This is a genomic window from Roseateles sp. GW821-FHT02E12 (genome assembly GCF_059421665.1).
Genome location: NZ_JBWKVK010000001.1, coordinates 1,303,678 through 1,318,673, shown reverse-complemented (window position 1 = coordinate 1,318,673; position 14,996 = coordinate 1,303,678). Strand labels below are relative to the sequence as shown.

Sequence of the window (14,996 nt, the reverse complement as noted above, 5' to 3'; positions counted from 1 at the left end):
GGTCAGGCCCCCTTCATCGACTGAGCACCCACCTGCACGGCGCGCACGATGTTCTGGTAACCCGTGCAGCGGCAGAGGTTGCCCTCCAGCCCCTCGCGGATCGCCGCCTCGCTGGAACAGTCGTGGTGCTGCACGAGGTCGATGGCGCTCATGACCATGCCCGGCGTACAGAAGCCGCACTGCAGGCCGTGGCATTCCTTGAAGGCGGCCTGCATGGGGTGCAGCGTGCCGTCATTGGCGGCCAGGCCCTCGATGGTGGTGATGGCAGCCCCGTCGGCCTGCACGGCCAGCATGCTGCAGGCCTTCACCGCCTGTCCGTTCAGGTGAATGGTGCAGGCGCCGCATTGCGCGGTGTCGCAGCCAACATGGGTGCCAGTCAGGGCCAGGTCTTCGCGCAGGAACTGCACCAGCAGGCGGTCAGCGTCGACCTCCTTGCTGACGGCGCGGCCGTTGACCACGAGCTTGATCTTGTGGCGCATCGCTTGTCTCCATCGTTGTTTTGAGCCCCCGGGGCTGGGCTGTACCCAGCCCTCCCCCCGAGGGGGTCAAGGAAACTTGGGGCGGCCCTGCGTTTCCGTGGGGACGATGCTGTTCCAGCCGGCAAGGCTTGTGATTGCCGATTACCCTAGTGGAAATACAGACTGGGGATACCGCGAGCCATGGACAACCTCGACCTGAGCGTGCTGCGCACCGCCGCCGGCTGGCGAGCGGAGGCGCGCGGCGTCGTGCTGGGCACGATCACCCGCACCTGGGGCTCGGCGCCACGGCCGGTCGGGTCGCTCGTCGCGGTGCGCGATGACGGGTTGATCGCCGGCTCCGTGTCGGGTGGATGCATCGAGGACGACCTCGTCGCCCAGCTCCGCGCGGGCAGCCTGGCCATCGCCGGGCCCACGCCGCTGCGTTACGGCGTTGGCGCGGAGGAGGCGCGCCGCTTCGGCCTGCCCTGCGGCGGCACGCTGGAGCTGATGCTGGAGCCGCTGGGGCCCCAGTCGGGCGTGGACGCACTGCTGGCGCGCCTGGAGCGCGGTGAGCGCGTGCGCCGCACGCTGGAGCTGACCACCGGCTCCGCCACGCTCTCCGACGCCGAGCCCGGCGCCGACACGCTGACGCTCTCCGACACCCAGCTCGTCAGCCACCACGGCCCGCAGTGGCGGCTGCTCGTCATCGGCGCCGGCCAGATGACCGACTACCTCGCGCAGATGGCGCTGGCCCTGGGCTACGGCGTGACCGTCTGCGACCCGCGCGCCGAGTACGCCGACGGCTTTGCACTCGACGGCGTCACGCTGACGCGCGACATGCCCGACGACGTCATCAACGCCTTCAGGGCCGACGGCGCCACGGCCATCGTCGCGCTGACCCACGACCCCAAGCTCGACGACCTGGCACTGATGGAGGCGCTCAAGGGCGCTGCCTTCTACGTCGGCGCCATCGGCTCGCGGGTGAACCAGGCCAAGCGCCGCGCACGGCTGGCCGAGCACTTCGGCCTGACCGACGCCGAGCTCGACCGCCTGCACGGCCCCGTCGGCCTGGACATCGGCGCGCGCACGCCGCCGGAGATTGCACTCAGCATCCTGGCGGAGATGACGGCTGTGCGTTATCGCGCGGCCGGCGCTCGCCCTGAGGCCGGTTGCGCCGTCTAGTTACTTCATCGTGTAGCCACGGCCATCCATGCACGCATCGACGGCGCGGTTGAACACGCTGGTGTCGGCCTGCGCATTCGGCTGCGTCGTCGCCCAGCGGTTGCAGTCGCGGCGGTCGTTCTCCAGCTGCTCGGGCGACTGGCCGTTGCGCGGATAGATGATGGGCTCGGCCCTGGGTGCGGGCGGCGGCGGGGCGGGCATGACCTGGGCCGTGGCGGCCTCCGGCGGCGGCGCGGTGACGACATAGCCCTCGGGCACCGGCCGGTAGTACACGCCATTGGCGTAGTAGTACGGCAGGCCGCCCAGCGTCAGCGTCACATAGGCCGGCGGCAGCAGCGGGATGACGATGCCCACCGGCGGCAGCACGACGCGGTAGCGTGGCCCATAGGGCTGGTACCAGACGCCGCCGTGGACCCAGTAGCGCCCCGGGCCTGTGCCGACGACGACGGCGCCGTGCGGCACATACGGTGCCACGTAGCCGGGCGCCGGGTAGTAGTGGTCGTGGTGGTAGCGGTTGTCGAACACCATGCCGATGTTGACGCGGGCGCGCACATCGGCGTGGGCGGCGGGGGCGGCCAGAACGGCGCTCAGCGCCAGCAGGGCCGCAGCGGAGGAGTGGAGCAAGGTCTTCATCGTCTTCAACCGGTAGCCGGGGTGAATTGCCAACGCGACCAGCCTCGCGCGGGTGGACTGCGGCGGCATTTCGGCAACGTAAAGTTCAATCACTGACCTGTCGACACGCCGCCCACCATGATCGAACTCCACTACTTCCCCAGCAACGCCAGCTTCGCGCCTCACATCCTGCTGGAGGAGATGGGCATCCCCTTCACGCTGCGCACGGTGGACCGCGCGAACAACGAGCACAAGTCGCCGGCCTATCTCAAGCTCAACCCGAACGGCCTGATCCCCGTGCTCGTCGACGGCGACCTGGTGCTCTACGAGACGGCCGCCATCCTGATGCACCTGGCCGACTGCCACCCCGGCTTTGCGCCGGCGCCCGGCACGGCCGAACGGGCCCAGTACTACAAGTGGATGGTCTGGCTGACCAACACGCTGCAGTCCATGCTGATCCACTACTTCTACCCGGACCGCATGGCCAGCGACGCGGCCGAGGTGAAGGCCCGCGCGGAGGCCCAGGTCGCAACCATGCTGGACCAGATGGACGCCGAACTGGCGCGCCACGGCGGCCCGTGGTTCCTGGGCGAGCAGTACACCGCCGTCGATGCGCTGGCCTTCATGCTGTGCCGCTGGACGCGCATGCAGGCCAACCCGGCCAAGACACGGCCGGCGCTGGGCGCCTATCTGAAGCGGGTGTTTGATAGGCCGGCCACGCAGCGCGTCGTGGCCAAGGAAAAGCTGCCCGATCCGGTCTATTGAGGTTGCTGCTGCTGTTGCTGCATCTGCGCGAGCAACTCCGCCATCTTCTGCTGCACCGCCTGGATGGCCTTGAGCGGCCGGACCATGACCTTGAAGTCGGTGATCTGCCCGGCGTCGTTCCAGCGGATCAGGTCGACGCCGTTGACCTGCACGCCGTCCAATTCCAGCTCGAACTCCAGCAGCGCGTCGCGCTCGCCGCGGATCTCGCGAACGTAGCGGAAGCTCTCGTTGCCCAGGATGGCCAGGGCCGCGCTGAGGTATTGCGTGGCCAGCGGCCGGCCGCGCTGCGGCGTGTGCACGACGGGCGAGTGGAAGACGACGTCCTCGGCCAGCAGCGCCGCCAGTGCGCGGGGGTTGCGGGCCTTGGCGAGGGCGTGCCAGGCATCGATGGGGTGGGTCATGGGACTCCTGATCTGAAGGTTCAAGGCCAGTGGCGTTGAAAGACGGCGGCAACCTGCGGATGCTGCTCCACGCGTAACAGTTGTGCGAAGAAGCTCGGCCGCTCCGCCTGCAGCATGGGGCGCGAACCCGACCACTTCGAGACCACCGTGGCCAGCAGCTCCAGCGCGCCGGGCGAGCCGGCGTCGAAGCCGATGGAGAACTCGTCGGCAAACAGCCGCCAATGCTCGTGCAGCCGTGCGCGGGTGCCGGCGCGGATGCGGGCCTTCATGTCGTCGTCGCAGGGCTCGCACCAGCGCTCGGGGTAGTCGATGACGCTGATGGCCGCGTAGCAGTTGGCGGCGATGTAGACCAGGCCACGCAGCACGCGCGCCCGGGCGCTGGCGTCGGCGGGCAGCAACAGGCCGGGCGGTGTCGTCAGGCCGAGGTGGATGAGGATGGCCGCGCTCTCCGTCAGCACCGTGCCGTCGGCCAGAACCAGCGTCGGGATCTGGCCCAGCGGGTTCACGCGCAGCAGCTCGTCACGCCCGGCGCCTGGGTTCCAGGAGGCCGCGTCCACGCCCGTGTAGGCCAGGCCGGCGCGGGCCAGCGCCGCCTCGACGGCCGCCGAACCCGAACCCTTGGTGCCGTACAGCGTCAACATCGTCATTACTCCTTCATCGAGCGTGATTGAGCGTGCAAAATCGTCTCACATCATGAGCCCGTCCCCAACCCTGCCACCCTCTCGCCGTGCCGCGCCCAAGCCCAGCTTCGGCCGGGTCAGCGTGGGCGTGTATGGCCGCGTGATGATGTCCACGGCCGAAGGCCCCTTCGATGCCGAACTGATGGCGGCCACCAAGCGCGCCATCGCGCTGGCCGGCAAACGCCTGCCGGCCGACCGCCGCTTCGGCGACCTGCTGGAAATCCGAGGCAGCCTGCAGATGGACAGCAATGCACTCGCCCAGCTGCGCGCCAGCATCGACGCCTTCAGCTCGCGCGGCATCGTCGCCATCTCCACCATCTTCCTCGTGCGCCCCGGCATCCCGGGCATCGAGCGGCTGCCGGCACTGATGGACATCTGGCGCGCCAGCCGGCCGGTGCGCCGCGCCGACAACTTCGACGCCGCCTGGGCCCTGGTCAACGCCGACCTGGCCGCGGCCGGCCTGCCCACGCAGGCACCGCCACCTCAGCCATGAGTGAAGCCCCGGGCCTGCAATGGCCACTCGATGCCAAGGGCAAGCGCGCCTCGGGTGCGCCGGGCCAGCGCATCGTGGCCGCCGCGCTGCACGGGCTGGATGCCGCCGCGGCCGACGCCGTCGTCGCCGAGCGCGACTGGCGCCATGCCTACCCGCGCCACTGGTGTGCGCTGGTGCAGGCACAGGCCGCGCGGCCCGTCGGCGTCGTCGCGTCGGCACGTGCCGGCCTGGCCGCCGCCTGGGGCGAACTGCCCTTCGTGCGCGCCGGCCAGCCCGTGGCTCTGGCGGAGGCGATGCGCACGCCGCAGCGCCAGTTCCAGACGCTGCAACTGCGCGGCAGCGGCAACGCAGCACCCGCGCCCCGGACCGTGCCCCACCAGGGCCGTGAGCTGGCCGGCGACGCGCTGGCGCGGCAGATCGACCGCTGGGAGAAGGCCGGCGTCTGCGAGGCCGCCCACGCGAGCGCGCTGCGCGAGGCCCTCGCCCACCCCGAATGGTTCGACCTGTCTGACCAGCACCTCGTGCTGCTCGGCGCCGGCAGCGAGGCCGGGCCGCTGGCCTGGCTGGCCAGGTGGCGGGCCAATCTCATCGGCATCGACCTGGCGCGCGCCGCGACCTGGAAGCGCATTGCCACCACCGTCGCCGCCGGCAACGCGACGCTGACCGCGCCGGTCGCACCGGGCCAGCCGCTGGACGCCGCCCATGCCGGCGCCGACCTCCTGGCCGACACGCCCGAGATCGCCGCCTGGCTGGCCGCGCTTGGCCAACCGCTCGCCGTCGCCAACCTGGCCTACCTGGATGGCGAACGCCATCTGCGCGTGTCCCTGGCGATGGACGCGATCAGCGCCACGCTGTGCGCCGCCGACGCACGCACCCAACTCGCCTACATGGCCACGCCAACCGACGTGTTCGCCGTGCCCGGCGACCTGGCCACGGCCGTGATGCAGCGTTATGCCGACCGCAGCGTCGTCAAGAAGCTGACCCAGTTCGGCGTGCGGCTGACCAGTGGCGGCCGGGGCTTTTCGCCGCACATCGCCGGCCTGATCGATGCGGGCGACTTCGGCCAATGGGGCTTGGTGGACGCCCTCGTCGTCGAGCAAGGCCCCAACTACGCACTGGCCAAGCGGCTGCAGCAGTGGCGGGCGCTCGTCGCGCGCGCCGACGGGCACCGCGTGGCCTTCAATGTGGCGCCCAGCACCACGACGGCCTCGGTCGTCTCCAACCCGCTGCTGGCCGCCGGTTTCCGCGGCGCCAAGGCCTTTGGCGTGGAGGTGTTCGAGCCGGCGACGACGAACGCGCTGATGGCCGCGATGTGGGTGCACCAGCTGCGCACCGCACCGCGCGACTTTGCCCACCCGCTCAAGCTGCTGGTGCACACCGCCAACCATGGCGGCCTGTGGCGCCTGCCCTATCTGCCGCGTTCGGTGTTGCCGATGGCGGCGCTGTTGGGGTTTGTGAAGCGGGCCTGATGGCCCGCGTGGTCAAGCGGCGGTAAGCTCAGTCGACGGGGCCCGGCGCAGAATCTGCGGGTCGCCCGACGTCCATGAACTCCCCAGGCACCGCCCCACTGCACGAGCAGCCCGACACCCACGGTTTCGGCCGCGTCACGGTGGGTTTCCTGGGTCGCGTCATGCACTACATCGCCCAGGGGCCGTTCGACGCGGCGCTGATGGCTGCAGCCAAGCGCGGCACCAACATCGCGGCAGAACGCATCCCGGCGGACAGGCGCTACGTCAGCCTGATGGAATTTCGCCGGCCGCTCGGCATGGACGACGAGGGCTTGCGCGAATTCAAGGAGACGGTGGGTGGCTTCGTGGCGCGCCAGACGGTGCCTCTGGCCACCATCCTGCTCGTCGCGCCAGGCGACGAAGACGCCGCCATGGTCCTCGACATGGCGGCCGTCTACCGGCAGAGCCGCCCCTTCCAGGTCTGCACGAACGCCACCGCCGCTTGGGACGAAGTCAACCGCGTGTTGCGTGAGGCCGGCCTGCCGGAGCAGCCGTTCCCTCAGAGCATCGGGCTGGGGTGACCGCCCGCCTTTTCAGCCCGCCGGCTTGACCTCTGTGGCCTCGTGGATCTCCAGCCCCGGTGGCTCGGACGCCAGCGTCGCCAGCGCCTTGCCCAGCTCCCGCGAGGCGGGCACGCGAAAGTGCAGCTGCAGGGTCGCCATGTCGCTCCACTTCTCGACGAACACGAGGCGCAGCGGGTTCTCCGTGTCGCGGTGCACGGCGTGCGCGATGCAGCCGGGCTCGGCGCGCGAACGCTCGACATGTTCCTGGCTGAGGCGCAGCACCTCGTCGAAGTGCTCGGGGCGGGCGGTGACGTGACCAAGGACGAGGATCATGGGCTGGCTTCCTTTGCCAGCATGATGCCCTGGCGCGGCCTCAGCAGCCGATCTGGCGCGTGCTCGTGCCCTGGCGCTTGAGCGTCAACGTGGGCAGGCCCACGCCTGTGCTGGGCACCAGCTCGATGCTGTCGTTGGTCAGGAAGCGGCCCTGGTAACTCGTCGCAATCGGCGGCGCGGCCACGCTGCCCGCCTGCAGCGTGAGCTTGAAGCTGCAGCCTGAATAGCTGCCGTCGTAGTGCAGCTGAGGCAGCACGTCGACGTTCATGTTCACGCCGCTGAAGGTGCCGCTGGTGGTGGTGGGCGTGTCGGGCAGGAAGAACACCTGCACCGTCGTGGCGCCGCTGACGCCGGAGAAGCCGAACTCGAACAGCGGGATCAGCAGCACCTCGGCGCCGCCGCCGCAGGACGACAGCAAGGACAGGCTGAGCAACGCCGCAGCGGTGGCATTTGCGGCACGGGGAAGTCGGCGGGTTTGCGTGGACATGGTTCAAGGCTCCTTGGCTAGAAGACGCAGGAATTGCGCGGTGTCTTTTTCCAGGCGCAGCAGCTCGGGCGCGAGCTCGGCCAGCTGGGCACGCAGCTCGGGGCTGGTGCGCTGGTTCGTGAAGATGGCGGCCATCTGCGGGTCGATGCGCCAGAAGTGCTGGTGCACGGCCCACAGCTCGTCGCGCAGCGTGCGCCAGGCCGGCAGCACGGGCTCGGGCCAGTGGCGGGCCAGGCTGCCGTCGTGCGACTCGCGGGCACGCAGAAAACGGCGCAGCGCGACGTTGTAGCGCTCGACGTAGTCCGTCAGCGTCGGGCGCGCCACGGTCGGCTGCTGCAGCAGCATCCAGGCGTTGTTCAACACCAGCAGGTAGCCGTTCAGCGTCTCGGCCAGGTCGACCTGTGCGGCCTGCGGATCGGTGGGGGGAATGTTGCGTGCCGCTGCCAGCCCCCACGGCGCGCCGGCGGTCGCCTGCACGCGCTGGCGAACGTCGGCGATGTCATGCACCGTCGTCGTCAGGTCCTCGGCCGACTTCATCAGGCCGATGACGCCGCTGCCGCTCAGCACCGGCCCGCCGGAGCTGCCGCCACGCACGCCGGCGAAGTCGATGCGCAGGTTGTGGCCGGCGTCCGCCGCCGCGCGCACCTGGCCGCGCACCGGTACCAGGCTGCACTCGTCGTTGCTGCCCAGCAGCCAGGCCGGCTCGCCGACGCCGGCCGGCTGTGCCGCCAGCGCGCGTGGGTCCAGCTGCCAGCCTGCGGGTCGGGGCGCGGTCAACAGCGCCAGGTCCGCCCCGCGCGCGTCCCAACCCGGCCAGAGGCTGGCCTCCAGCGCCGCGCCGTCGCCGCCGCACAGCCGCAGGCGGATGCGCGCGCTGAGCTGCTCGGCTTCGCCGCTGCCCAGCATGCCGGTGCGCACGATGACATGGCGGGCGGTAACGATCCACAGGCGCTGCTCGTCGGCGCCGACGATGAGGCCGAAGCCATGCTCGTCGACGTCCTGCGCGGCGATCCACACCAGGTGGCCGCGCAGGCGCTCGCCCAGCTCCTCGCCGCTGAGGAAGCTCGTCTGCTGGGCCGCGGCATGGCCACCGCCGAGCAAGGCCAGCGCGGCCAGCACCCGGGCGGCGGCGCTCAGGACTTGTCGCCAAGCAGCTTGCGCAGCCATGTGCTGATGCCCCAGAGCAGGCCGCCGGCGCTCCACAGCAGCGCCAGGCGGTGGTTGTGGGCGGCGTACTCCAGCCAGCTGGGTTCGAGCGCCTGCTCGAAGTCGCCGGTCTGCACGCCGATGTGCTGGGCCGAGCCGCTGAGCTTGAGCACCACGACGTCGCCGACCGCGATCTCGCATTGGTCCAGCTTCAGGCCCTCCAGCACCAGGCCGTTGCCGGTGGCGAGCGCCAGGTCGCGTTCCGTGGCGGGCAGGTGCAGCGTCGCATGGCGCAGCGATGACGCCAGCCTCACCTGGCCGTCGGCGCTGGTCTGGCGCTCGACGAGCCGCAGCGACGCGGGCCGCAACCCGCGCCACTGGTAGGGCGTATCGCCGGCGCGCTGCAGCCACAGCGTCGTGGCCGCATTACCGGCTGCCAGCTTGAGCCACTCGGCCACCGGATAGCTGCCGGACTCGGCCGGCGCGCCGCCAAAGCTGCTCGACACCTTGCCGCCCAGCGTCAGCTCGACGGTATGCGGCGCGCCCTCCAGGCCCAGGCGCACCGCGGGCGAGCCGGCCTCGATGGACAGCTCGGTGCCTGCCGCGAAGCTGACGCGGCCAAGTTGCAGCCGCTCGGCACGCAGCGCCAGCGGGCTGGCGCCATCGGTGCGGCCGCGCTTCATCAACCCGGCATCGGCCGATTCGACGGCCGTGAAACCCTCGGCATGCAGCTCGCCGGCAATGGCCTGCCCGGCCAGTGCGCCGGCTTGCGGCAGCAACAGCTGGGCAGCGCTCGCCTCCAGCTCGAGCGAGAACGGCGCGCGTGGCACACGCACCCAGGCGGCCAGCGAAACCAGCGCCGCCACGATCAACAGCGCGATGCCGTGGCGCTTGAGCGCACGGGGGCGACCGTCGTCCAGCGTGCCCAGCCGCGCGTCGACCAGTTGCAGGCGCGTCTGCAACTCCTGCAGGGCGGCCAGCGGCGCCTCGTCGCGCAGGCCTTGCGACAGGCGCTCGACAAGGGCCTCGCGCTGGGCCTGTAAGGCGGTGCGCTCAGGGCCGGGCTTCATTCGTCCGCCCCCACCAGCACGAACTGCAGCAGCGGCAAGGCCTGCCCCTGGCGGTCGAGGGCGCGCACGTCGATGCGCAGGCCACGGCCATCAGGTGGCAAGGGAATGGGCAGCGCGATGCGCTCCCACGCGAACAGCGGTGGGCCGCTCAGCTCATGCCAACCGGGGTCCGGCAGCTCGGGCCCGGCCATGCGATAGCCGCGCCAGGCGATGGCCGACACCGCCACCGAAGGCCGCAGCACGGCATAGGCCTTGCCGCCGGCGGGCGCACCTGCCGCCTGCGTGGACACCGGCACCAGGCTCGGCAGCGCGGCATCGCCGCCCGCCAGCGCCAGGAAACCGAGGTCACGCAGGCCCAGCCCGCTGGCCTGCAGCATGGGCCCGCTGTCCCAGGCCAGGCTGGCATCGCGGGCGAGCCGGGCGTCTACCCGGTACAGCGGACTGGATCGCAGCGGCTGGATCAGCAGATGCGTGTCCTGCCGCCGGCTGGCGCGCAGCGTCAGCGTTCCCGCGCCGCCGGAAGCCCAACTGCCCGGTGCTGCCTGTGTCAGCGACACCAGCTCGACAAAGGGCTGGGACACGTTCTTCACGTAGAAACCCTCGCAGCGCGCCTGGCCGGGCACCGGCCCGTAGGCCGGCTGGCGCGCCGTGCTGGCGACCAGCGACGGGCATTGGAAGTCGGACGCGGGCGGTTGGGCTTGAGCGGTACCGACGCCTAACACCACCAGGGCATGCACCCCGCAGCGGACAGCGACAGCAGTCCTCGGGATTCGTAGCATCGCGGTGTCCTCCAGCGGAGGCAGTCTAGCGACGGATGCCCGCGGCAGGCCGCGTCAGACTAGGGAAGGGTCGAGGTCCGTCAGACCGGCCAAGGCCGCTGGAGCGGGCGCAGCCTTTCCCACGCTGCGCCCAGCGCCAGCACGCCGGCATCGTCGAAGCGGCGGCCGATGATCTGCAAGCCGATGGGCAAGCCGGTGGACGTGTAACCCGCGTTGATGGACAGCGCCGGTTGCTCGCTCATGTTGTACGGCAGCGTGAAGGCGATGTGCTCGAAGGGCCGGGCCGGGTCGTGCAGCGGGCTGGCGAGATGGGCCGGGTAGGCCGGCATGGGCGCGACGGGCGAGAGCACGAAATCGAAAGGCTCGCAGGCGGCGTTGGCCGCTTCGCGCAGGGCCTGCATCTGGCCGTAGCCGCGGAAGACCGTCCCGCCGTCGTAGCCCGCAGCCGGCGCCACCCAGTCATGGATGTACGGCAGCACCTTGGCGGAACGCTCGGGGGCCAGCGCCGAGATGTCCAGCCAGGAGCGCATGCGCCAGAAGCGGTCGATGCCGTCGGCCATCTCCCGCGTCGTGAAGGGCGCCAGCGGCTCGACGACGGCGCCCGCCTGCTCGAAGGCGCGCGCCGCGGCAACCACGGCGGCCTCGACCTCGGGCCGCACGGCATCTCCCCAACCAGCGTCCAGCAGCAGCCCGATGCGAAGGCCGCGCAGTTCCAGCGGCCTCGGCGCAGCCGGCCCGGGTGGCAGCTGCGTCGGGTCTCTCGCATCCGGCTGCGCAAGCACGGCCAGCATCAGCGCGGCGTCTTCGACCGTGCGCGTCAGCGGCCCGGCGACGCGGCCGGCATAGCCCGGCTTGATGGGCACGCGGCCGTGGCTGGGCTTGAGGCCGACGAGGCCGCACCAGCCGGCCGGCAGGCGGATGGAGCCGCCGATGTCGGTGCCCAGGTGCAGTGGCCCGTAGCCGGCCGCGCCCGCCGCTGCGGCGCCGGCGCTGGAGCCGCCGGGTGTCATGCGCACATCCCAAGGGTTGCGCGCCGGCTCGGCGTAAAGGCTGGACAGGCCCGAACTCAGCATGCCGTAGTCGGGCATGGTGGTGCGGGCCCAGCGAATGGCGCCGGCCTCGCGCAGCCGTGCGGCAGGCGGGGCTTCGAAGTCGGCCGTCGCGTCGTCGGCCGTTGCGGCGGTGCCCAGGCGGTAAGCCGCGCCGGGCACGGCGATGTTTTCCTTCAGCGTGACGGGCACGCCGTCCAGCGGCAATGCGGTGCCGGCGCGCCAGCGTGCCTCGCTGGCGCGGGCGGCGGCAAGAGCCCCGCCCGCATCGACGGCGCACAGCGCGTGCAGCTCGCCCTCACGCCGCTCGGCCTGGGCCAGCACGGCCTGCATGACCTCCACGGGCGACAGCTCGCCCGCACGGTAGGCGGCCAGCAGCTCAGCCGCCCCGAGGCCGGCAATCACTTCTTCAGTTGCTGAGCGGCCTTCAGCATCGCGTCGATGTGGCCGTCGGGGTTCATGCTGGCGTGGACGGCGGCGATCTTGCCGTCGGCGCTGATCAGATAGGAGATGCGATCGGCCATGGTGCCGGGCACCATCTTCAGCGCAACGTCATAGTCCTTGATGACCTTGCCGCCGGCATCGGCTGCGACGGCGAACTTGTTGCGGCAGGCCTCCACGCTGAACTTCTTCAGCGTGTCGATGTCGTCGTTGGACATGCCGATGACGGTGGCGCCCACGGCCTTGAACTTGTCGCTCGCCTCGGCAAACTGGTGGGCCTCGACGGTGCAGCCGCTCGTGAAGGCCTTGGGATAGAAGTACAGCACCACCGGGCCTTGCTTGAGCGCCTCGGTCAGCTTGAACTTGAAGGGCTGGCCACCGACGGCGGCGTCGGCGCTGAAGTCGGGGGCAGCTGCGCCCACGCTGAGCGCGGCATGGGCCGGAAGTGACAGAGCCAGCAGCACGGGCAAGGCGGTGAACAGGCGAACAGGGCGCGACAACATAACGACTCCAAAAGGTGAACAGTCACGGAATCCGGCGGTGCATCCTGGGCCGGTACGCACCTAGTATCGGTTCCGTCGTAAATCAGAGTTTTTGCAATGACTTTTGCTTCCCGCTGCCGCGTGACGGCGCCCGTGTTGCTGACCTTGCTCGCCCTGGCGGGCTGTGGCGGCATCGCCAGCGGTGTGGGTGATGTGCTGGACGCCATTGGCGACGGCTTCGTCTGCGCCCTGCGCAACTGCACCGAGTCCTCGACGCTGAACGTCGACGAGATCAGCCCGCGCTTCACGGCGGTGCAGAGCGCGGGCGACAACCGCGTGGTGGTGGACGGTTTCCTGGGCAAATCCGCCAACGTGCTGACGACGGTGCTGATGGCACCGAGCGAGCGCCTGTCGGTCAACGTGGACGGTGGGGCGGACGTGCCGATGAGCAACCCCGACGGCCAGCGCCAGGACTACATCGCCACCGTGGCCGCCGCCAGCGCCCGGCCGGTGGTTCAGCTGGTGTTCACGCGCGGCGGGGTGCGCCACGTCAGCCAAGTCACGCTGCCAGCCAGCTTCACGGTGCTGCAACCCACCGGCAGCAGCCTGCTCACGCGCAGCGGCGCCGCCCTGCCGGTGCGCCTGAGCCTGGCCAGCGTGGGCGATGCCACCGCCACGGCCAGCGGCAATTGCAGCCGCGCCGACGGCAGCAGCTTCGCGCTGAAGAGCGCCGGCCTGGGCGCGCGTGCCGAGGGCAGCGTGGCGGGCGGCTACCGGCTGGAACCTGCCCTGGTGGACGACAACCTCAACGCCGCCAGCCGCAACCTCAACAACAACGACGCCAAGACGCCGGCCGTCAGCCGCTGCGAACTCATCGTGACCTGGGCGCAATCCGCCCGCGGCAGCATCGCGCCCACGATGAACGCGCACGGCAGCTTCACCGGCGAACGCCGGGCCGCCCACTCGCTGAGTTACGACGCACGGCTCTGAAGCAGGCCGTCGGCCAGCCAGCGCTGCAGATGCTGCACGACGGCCGGGGCGGCGGCCTCGGGGTCGCCCAGTTCGGCGGCCGCACGCTCGCACAGCAGCGCGAACGGCGCACCGGCGGCAACGGCATCGAGCAATTCGGCTTCCAGCGGCTCCAGCGAGCGCCAGCGCGTCTCCTGGCCTTGCCTCCAGGCCAGCAGCACATGCGCGTGCGGCACGGGTTCGGGCAGCTCGGGCTGGTCGTCGCCCGACTCGGGTTCCCATTCGCGCAGCACGCGCCAGGCCGGCTCGACGGCGTAGGCCAGCGTCACGCGCTGCGCGCTCGGCTGCAGATGCAGCACGAGGCCGGCCCAGTCGTCGGGGCTGAGCGCGGCCAGCGTTGCGGCCTCGAGAAGCGGCGCCTCGGCGGCATCGAAGGCGCCGCGCAGCGCCCAGTCCATGCGGGCGAAGTCCACAAGGCTGGCGTGGGGCACGAGTTCGTCATCCCCGGCGCCGGCCATGAAGTCGGCCAGTTCGTGGCCGAACCAGCGGATGGACGGATGCTGGCTGGGCTGCGCGGCCAGATAGGCCTGGCCCAGCGTGTCGAAGGCCTCGTCGCCCAGCGCCCGGGCAAGCACGGTGTAGTTGTCGGTCAGCGCCGCGACGAGGCGGGCGCGGTAGGCGTGGCGGTAGACCTCGAGGCCAAGGGCGAAATCGCCGGCCAGCAGGGCCGTCGCGTCGCCCCCGTCGCGGATGGCGGCGGCGAGCTGATGCTGCTGTTGCTGGATCACGCTCATGAAGTTGCCGCCAATCGCCGGGCCACATTCAGCTCGGCCAGCAGGCTGTCCAGCGGCGGGATGTGGTCGTCGCGCTCGATCATGGTCGGCACCGCGCCGAAGCGCTTCACGGCATGCTCGTACAAGGCCCAGACCTCGTCGCGCACCGGGTGGTCGTGGGTGTCGATGACGATGTCGCCGCGATCCTCGTGGCCGGCGAGGTGGATCTGGCGCACAGGCTCGACGGGAATGGCGTTCAGGTAGGTCAGCGGATCGAAGCCGTGGTTGCGGCCGGACACGTAGACGTTGTTGACGTCCAGCAGCAACTGGGCACCGGTGGCCTTGAGCAGTTGCGCGATGAAGTCCCACTCCGTCATCTCATCGGCCGCGAAGCGCACATAGCTGGACACGTTCTCCAGCACCAGCGGCCGGCCCAGGATGTCCTGCACTTGGGCGATGCGGCCGCCAACGTGGTCCAGCGCCGCTCGCGTCAGCGGCACGGGCAGCAGGTCGTGGAGCTGGCTGTGGGCGTCGGCGCTCCAGCAGAGGTGGTCGGACACCCAGCCGGGCTCCAGCCGGTCGGCCAAGGCCTTCAGCTCGCGCAGATAGCCGAGATCCAGCGGTGCCGGCCCGGCGACGGACAGCGACACGCCGTGCATGACCAGCGGGTAATCCGCCCGGATGCGCTCCAGATGCAGCATCGGCGGCCCGCCGGGCACCATGTAGTTCTCGGAAATGATCTCCAGCCAGTCGGGGCGCAGTCCGGCGGGCACGCCGGCCTCGAAGTCGGCGTAGTGCTCGACGCGTAGCCCGAGGCCGAAGCCTTGGATGTGGGTCATGGGGCGTGAAGATGGAAAACGCCGCG

Annotated in this window: 19 protein-coding genes; 6 read left to right on the top strand and 13 right to left on the bottom strand. The window is 70.9% G+C overall.

Going from position 1 to position 14,996, the window contains the following annotated elements; translation table 11 throughout:
* Positions 1-2: 2 nt before the first annotated feature.
* Positions 3-479, bottom strand: a complete 477-nt coding sequence (locus AC07V5_RS06305) for a (2Fe-2S)-binding protein (protein WP_495114778.1) — start codon at positions 477-479, stop codon at positions 3-5.
* 180 nt (positions 480-659) lie between these two features.
* Here AC07V5_RS06305 and AC07V5_RS06300 point away from each other — a divergent pair, with 180 nt between their 5' ends.
* Positions 660-1,640 carry an XdhC family protein gene (locus AC07V5_RS06300; RefSeq protein WP_495114777.1) on the top strand — a complete coding sequence of 327 codons (981 nt, stop codon included), beginning with the start codon at positions 660-662 and terminating at the stop codon, positions 1,638-1,640.
* On the opposite strand, the gene AC07V5_RS06295 is transcribed toward AC07V5_RS06300, so the two are convergent.
* Positions 1,641-2,273 carry a DUF6515 family protein gene (locus AC07V5_RS06295; protein ID WP_495114776.1) on the bottom strand — a complete coding sequence of 211 codons (633 nt, stop codon included), beginning with the start codon at positions 2,271-2,273 and terminating at the stop codon, positions 1,641-1,643. It abuts the gene before it with no gap.
* Positions 2,274-2,390: 117 nt separating this feature from the next.
* Between AC07V5_RS06295 and AC07V5_RS06290 the strand changes: the two genes are divergently transcribed.
* Positions 2,391-3,017: a glutathione S-transferase family protein gene (locus AC07V5_RS06290; RefSeq protein WP_495114775.1), complete on the top strand. Its 627-nt coding sequence runs from the start codon at positions 2,391-2,393 to the stop codon at positions 3,015-3,017.
* Here the strand turns inward: AC07V5_RS06290 and AC07V5_RS06285 are convergent.
* Both AC07V5_RS06285 and AC07V5_RS06280 read right to left on the bottom strand, forming a co-directional pair.
* The gene (locus AC07V5_RS06285) at positions 3,011-3,418 is read right to left on the bottom strand and encodes a nuclear transport factor 2 family protein (RefSeq protein WP_495114774.1); all 408 of its coding nucleotides are present in this window, start codon (positions 3,416-3,418) and stop codon (positions 3,011-3,013) included. The two genes, AC07V5_RS06290 and AC07V5_RS06285, sit on opposite strands and share 7 nt — an antisense overlap.
* Before the next feature lie 20 nt (positions 3,419-3,438).
* On the bottom strand, positions 3,439-4,059 hold the full coding sequence (locus AC07V5_RS06280) for a glutathione S-transferase family protein (RefSeq protein ID WP_495114773.1): 621 nt from the start codon (positions 4,057-4,059) through the stop codon (positions 3,439-3,441).
* Between the two features lie 52 nt (positions 4,060-4,111).
* Between AC07V5_RS06280 and AC07V5_RS06275 the strand changes: the two genes are divergently transcribed.
* The 3 genes from AC07V5_RS06275 to AC07V5_RS06265 all read left to right on the top strand — a co-directional run bounded on the left by AC07V5_RS06275 (position 4,112) and on the right by AC07V5_RS06265 (position 6,620).
* Positions 4,112-4,591 carry a hypothetical protein gene (locus tag AC07V5_RS06275; protein ID WP_495114772.1) on the top strand — a complete coding sequence of 160 codons (480 nt, stop codon included), beginning with the start codon at positions 4,112-4,114 and terminating at the stop codon, positions 4,589-4,591.
* The gene (locus tag AC07V5_RS06270; RefSeq protein WP_495114771.1) at positions 4,588-6,060 is read left to right on the top strand and encodes a hypothetical protein; all 1,473 of its coding nucleotides are present in this window, start codon (positions 4,588-4,590) and stop codon (positions 6,058-6,060) included. The genes AC07V5_RS06275 and AC07V5_RS06270 overlap by 4 nt, the downstream gene beginning before the upstream one ends.
* Positions 6,061-6,134: 74 nt before the next feature.
* Positions 6,135-6,620 carry a hypothetical protein gene (locus AC07V5_RS06265; RefSeq protein ID WP_495114770.1) on the top strand — a complete coding sequence of 162 codons (486 nt, stop codon included), beginning with the start codon at positions 6,135-6,137 and terminating at the stop codon, positions 6,618-6,620.
* 12 nt (positions 6,621-6,632) lie between these two features.
* Here the strand turns inward: AC07V5_RS06265 and AC07V5_RS06260 are convergent, their stop codons facing one another.
* From AC07V5_RS06260 to AC07V5_RS06230, 7 genes are all read right to left on the bottom strand, one after another.
* Positions 6,633-6,935 carry a putative quinol monooxygenase gene (locus AC07V5_RS06260; protein ID WP_495114769.1) on the bottom strand — a complete coding sequence of 101 codons (303 nt, stop codon included), beginning with the start codon at positions 6,933-6,935 and terminating at the stop codon, positions 6,633-6,635.
* 40 nt (positions 6,936-6,975) lie between these two features.
* The gene (locus AC07V5_RS06255) at positions 6,976-7,422 is read right to left on the bottom strand and encodes a hypothetical protein (protein ID WP_495114768.1); all 447 of its coding nucleotides are present in this window, start codon (positions 7,420-7,422) and stop codon (positions 6,976-6,978) included.
* Positions 7,423-7,425: 3 nt separating this feature from the next.
* Positions 7,426-8,589 carry a S1 family peptidase gene (locus tag AC07V5_RS06250; RefSeq protein ID WP_495114767.1) on the bottom strand — a complete coding sequence of 388 codons (1,164 nt, stop codon included), beginning with the start codon at positions 8,587-8,589 and terminating at the stop codon, positions 7,426-7,428.
* Positions 8,556-9,638, bottom strand: a complete 1,083-nt coding sequence (locus tag AC07V5_RS06245; RefSeq protein WP_495114766.1) for a hypothetical protein — start codon at positions 9,636-9,638, stop codon at positions 8,556-8,558. Before AC07V5_RS06245 ends, AC07V5_RS06250 begins: the two co-directional genes overlap by 34 nt.
* The gene (locus AC07V5_RS06240; RefSeq protein ID WP_495114765.1) at positions 9,635-10,363 is read right to left on the bottom strand and encodes a hypothetical protein; all 729 of its coding nucleotides are present in this window, start codon (positions 10,361-10,363) and stop codon (positions 9,635-9,637) included. Before AC07V5_RS06240 ends, AC07V5_RS06245 begins: the two co-directional genes overlap by 4 nt.
* Positions 10,364-10,497: 134 nt before the next feature.
* A complete protein-coding gene (locus AC07V5_RS06235; protein ID WP_495115664.1) occupies positions 10,498-11,868 on the bottom strand; it encodes an amidase in 1,371 nt (456 codons plus the stop codon).
* Positions 11,868-12,407: a peroxiredoxin gene (locus AC07V5_RS06230; protein WP_495115663.1), complete on the bottom strand. Its 540-nt coding sequence runs from the start codon at positions 12,405-12,407 to the stop codon at positions 11,868-11,870. The genes AC07V5_RS06235 and AC07V5_RS06230 overlap by 1 nt, the downstream gene beginning before the upstream one ends.
* Before the next feature lie 99 nt (positions 12,408-12,506).
* On the opposite strand from AC07V5_RS06230, the gene AC07V5_RS06225 reads away from it, so the two are divergent.
* Positions 12,507-13,379, top strand: coding sequence for a hypothetical protein (locus AC07V5_RS06225; RefSeq protein ID WP_495114764.1), 873 nt, complete (start codon positions 12,507-12,509; stop codon positions 13,377-13,379).
* On the opposite strand, the gene AC07V5_RS06220 is transcribed toward AC07V5_RS06225, so the two are convergent.
* Together AC07V5_RS06220 and bufB are read right to left on the bottom strand one after the other, a co-directional pair.
* On the bottom strand, positions 13,361-14,152 hold the full coding sequence (locus AC07V5_RS06220; protein ID WP_495114763.1) for an HvfC/BufC family peptide modification chaperone: 792 nt from the start codon (positions 14,150-14,152) through the stop codon (positions 13,361-13,363). The two genes, AC07V5_RS06225 and AC07V5_RS06220, sit on opposite strands and share 19 nt — an antisense overlap.
* Complete coding sequence (gene bufB, locus AC07V5_RS06215) at positions 14,149-14,970, bottom strand: MNIO family bufferin maturase (RefSeq protein WP_495114762.1); 822 nt, start codon at positions 14,968-14,970, stop codon at positions 14,149-14,151. Before bufB ends, AC07V5_RS06220 begins: the two co-directional genes overlap by 4 nt.
* Positions 14,971-14,996: the final 26 nt, after the last annotated feature.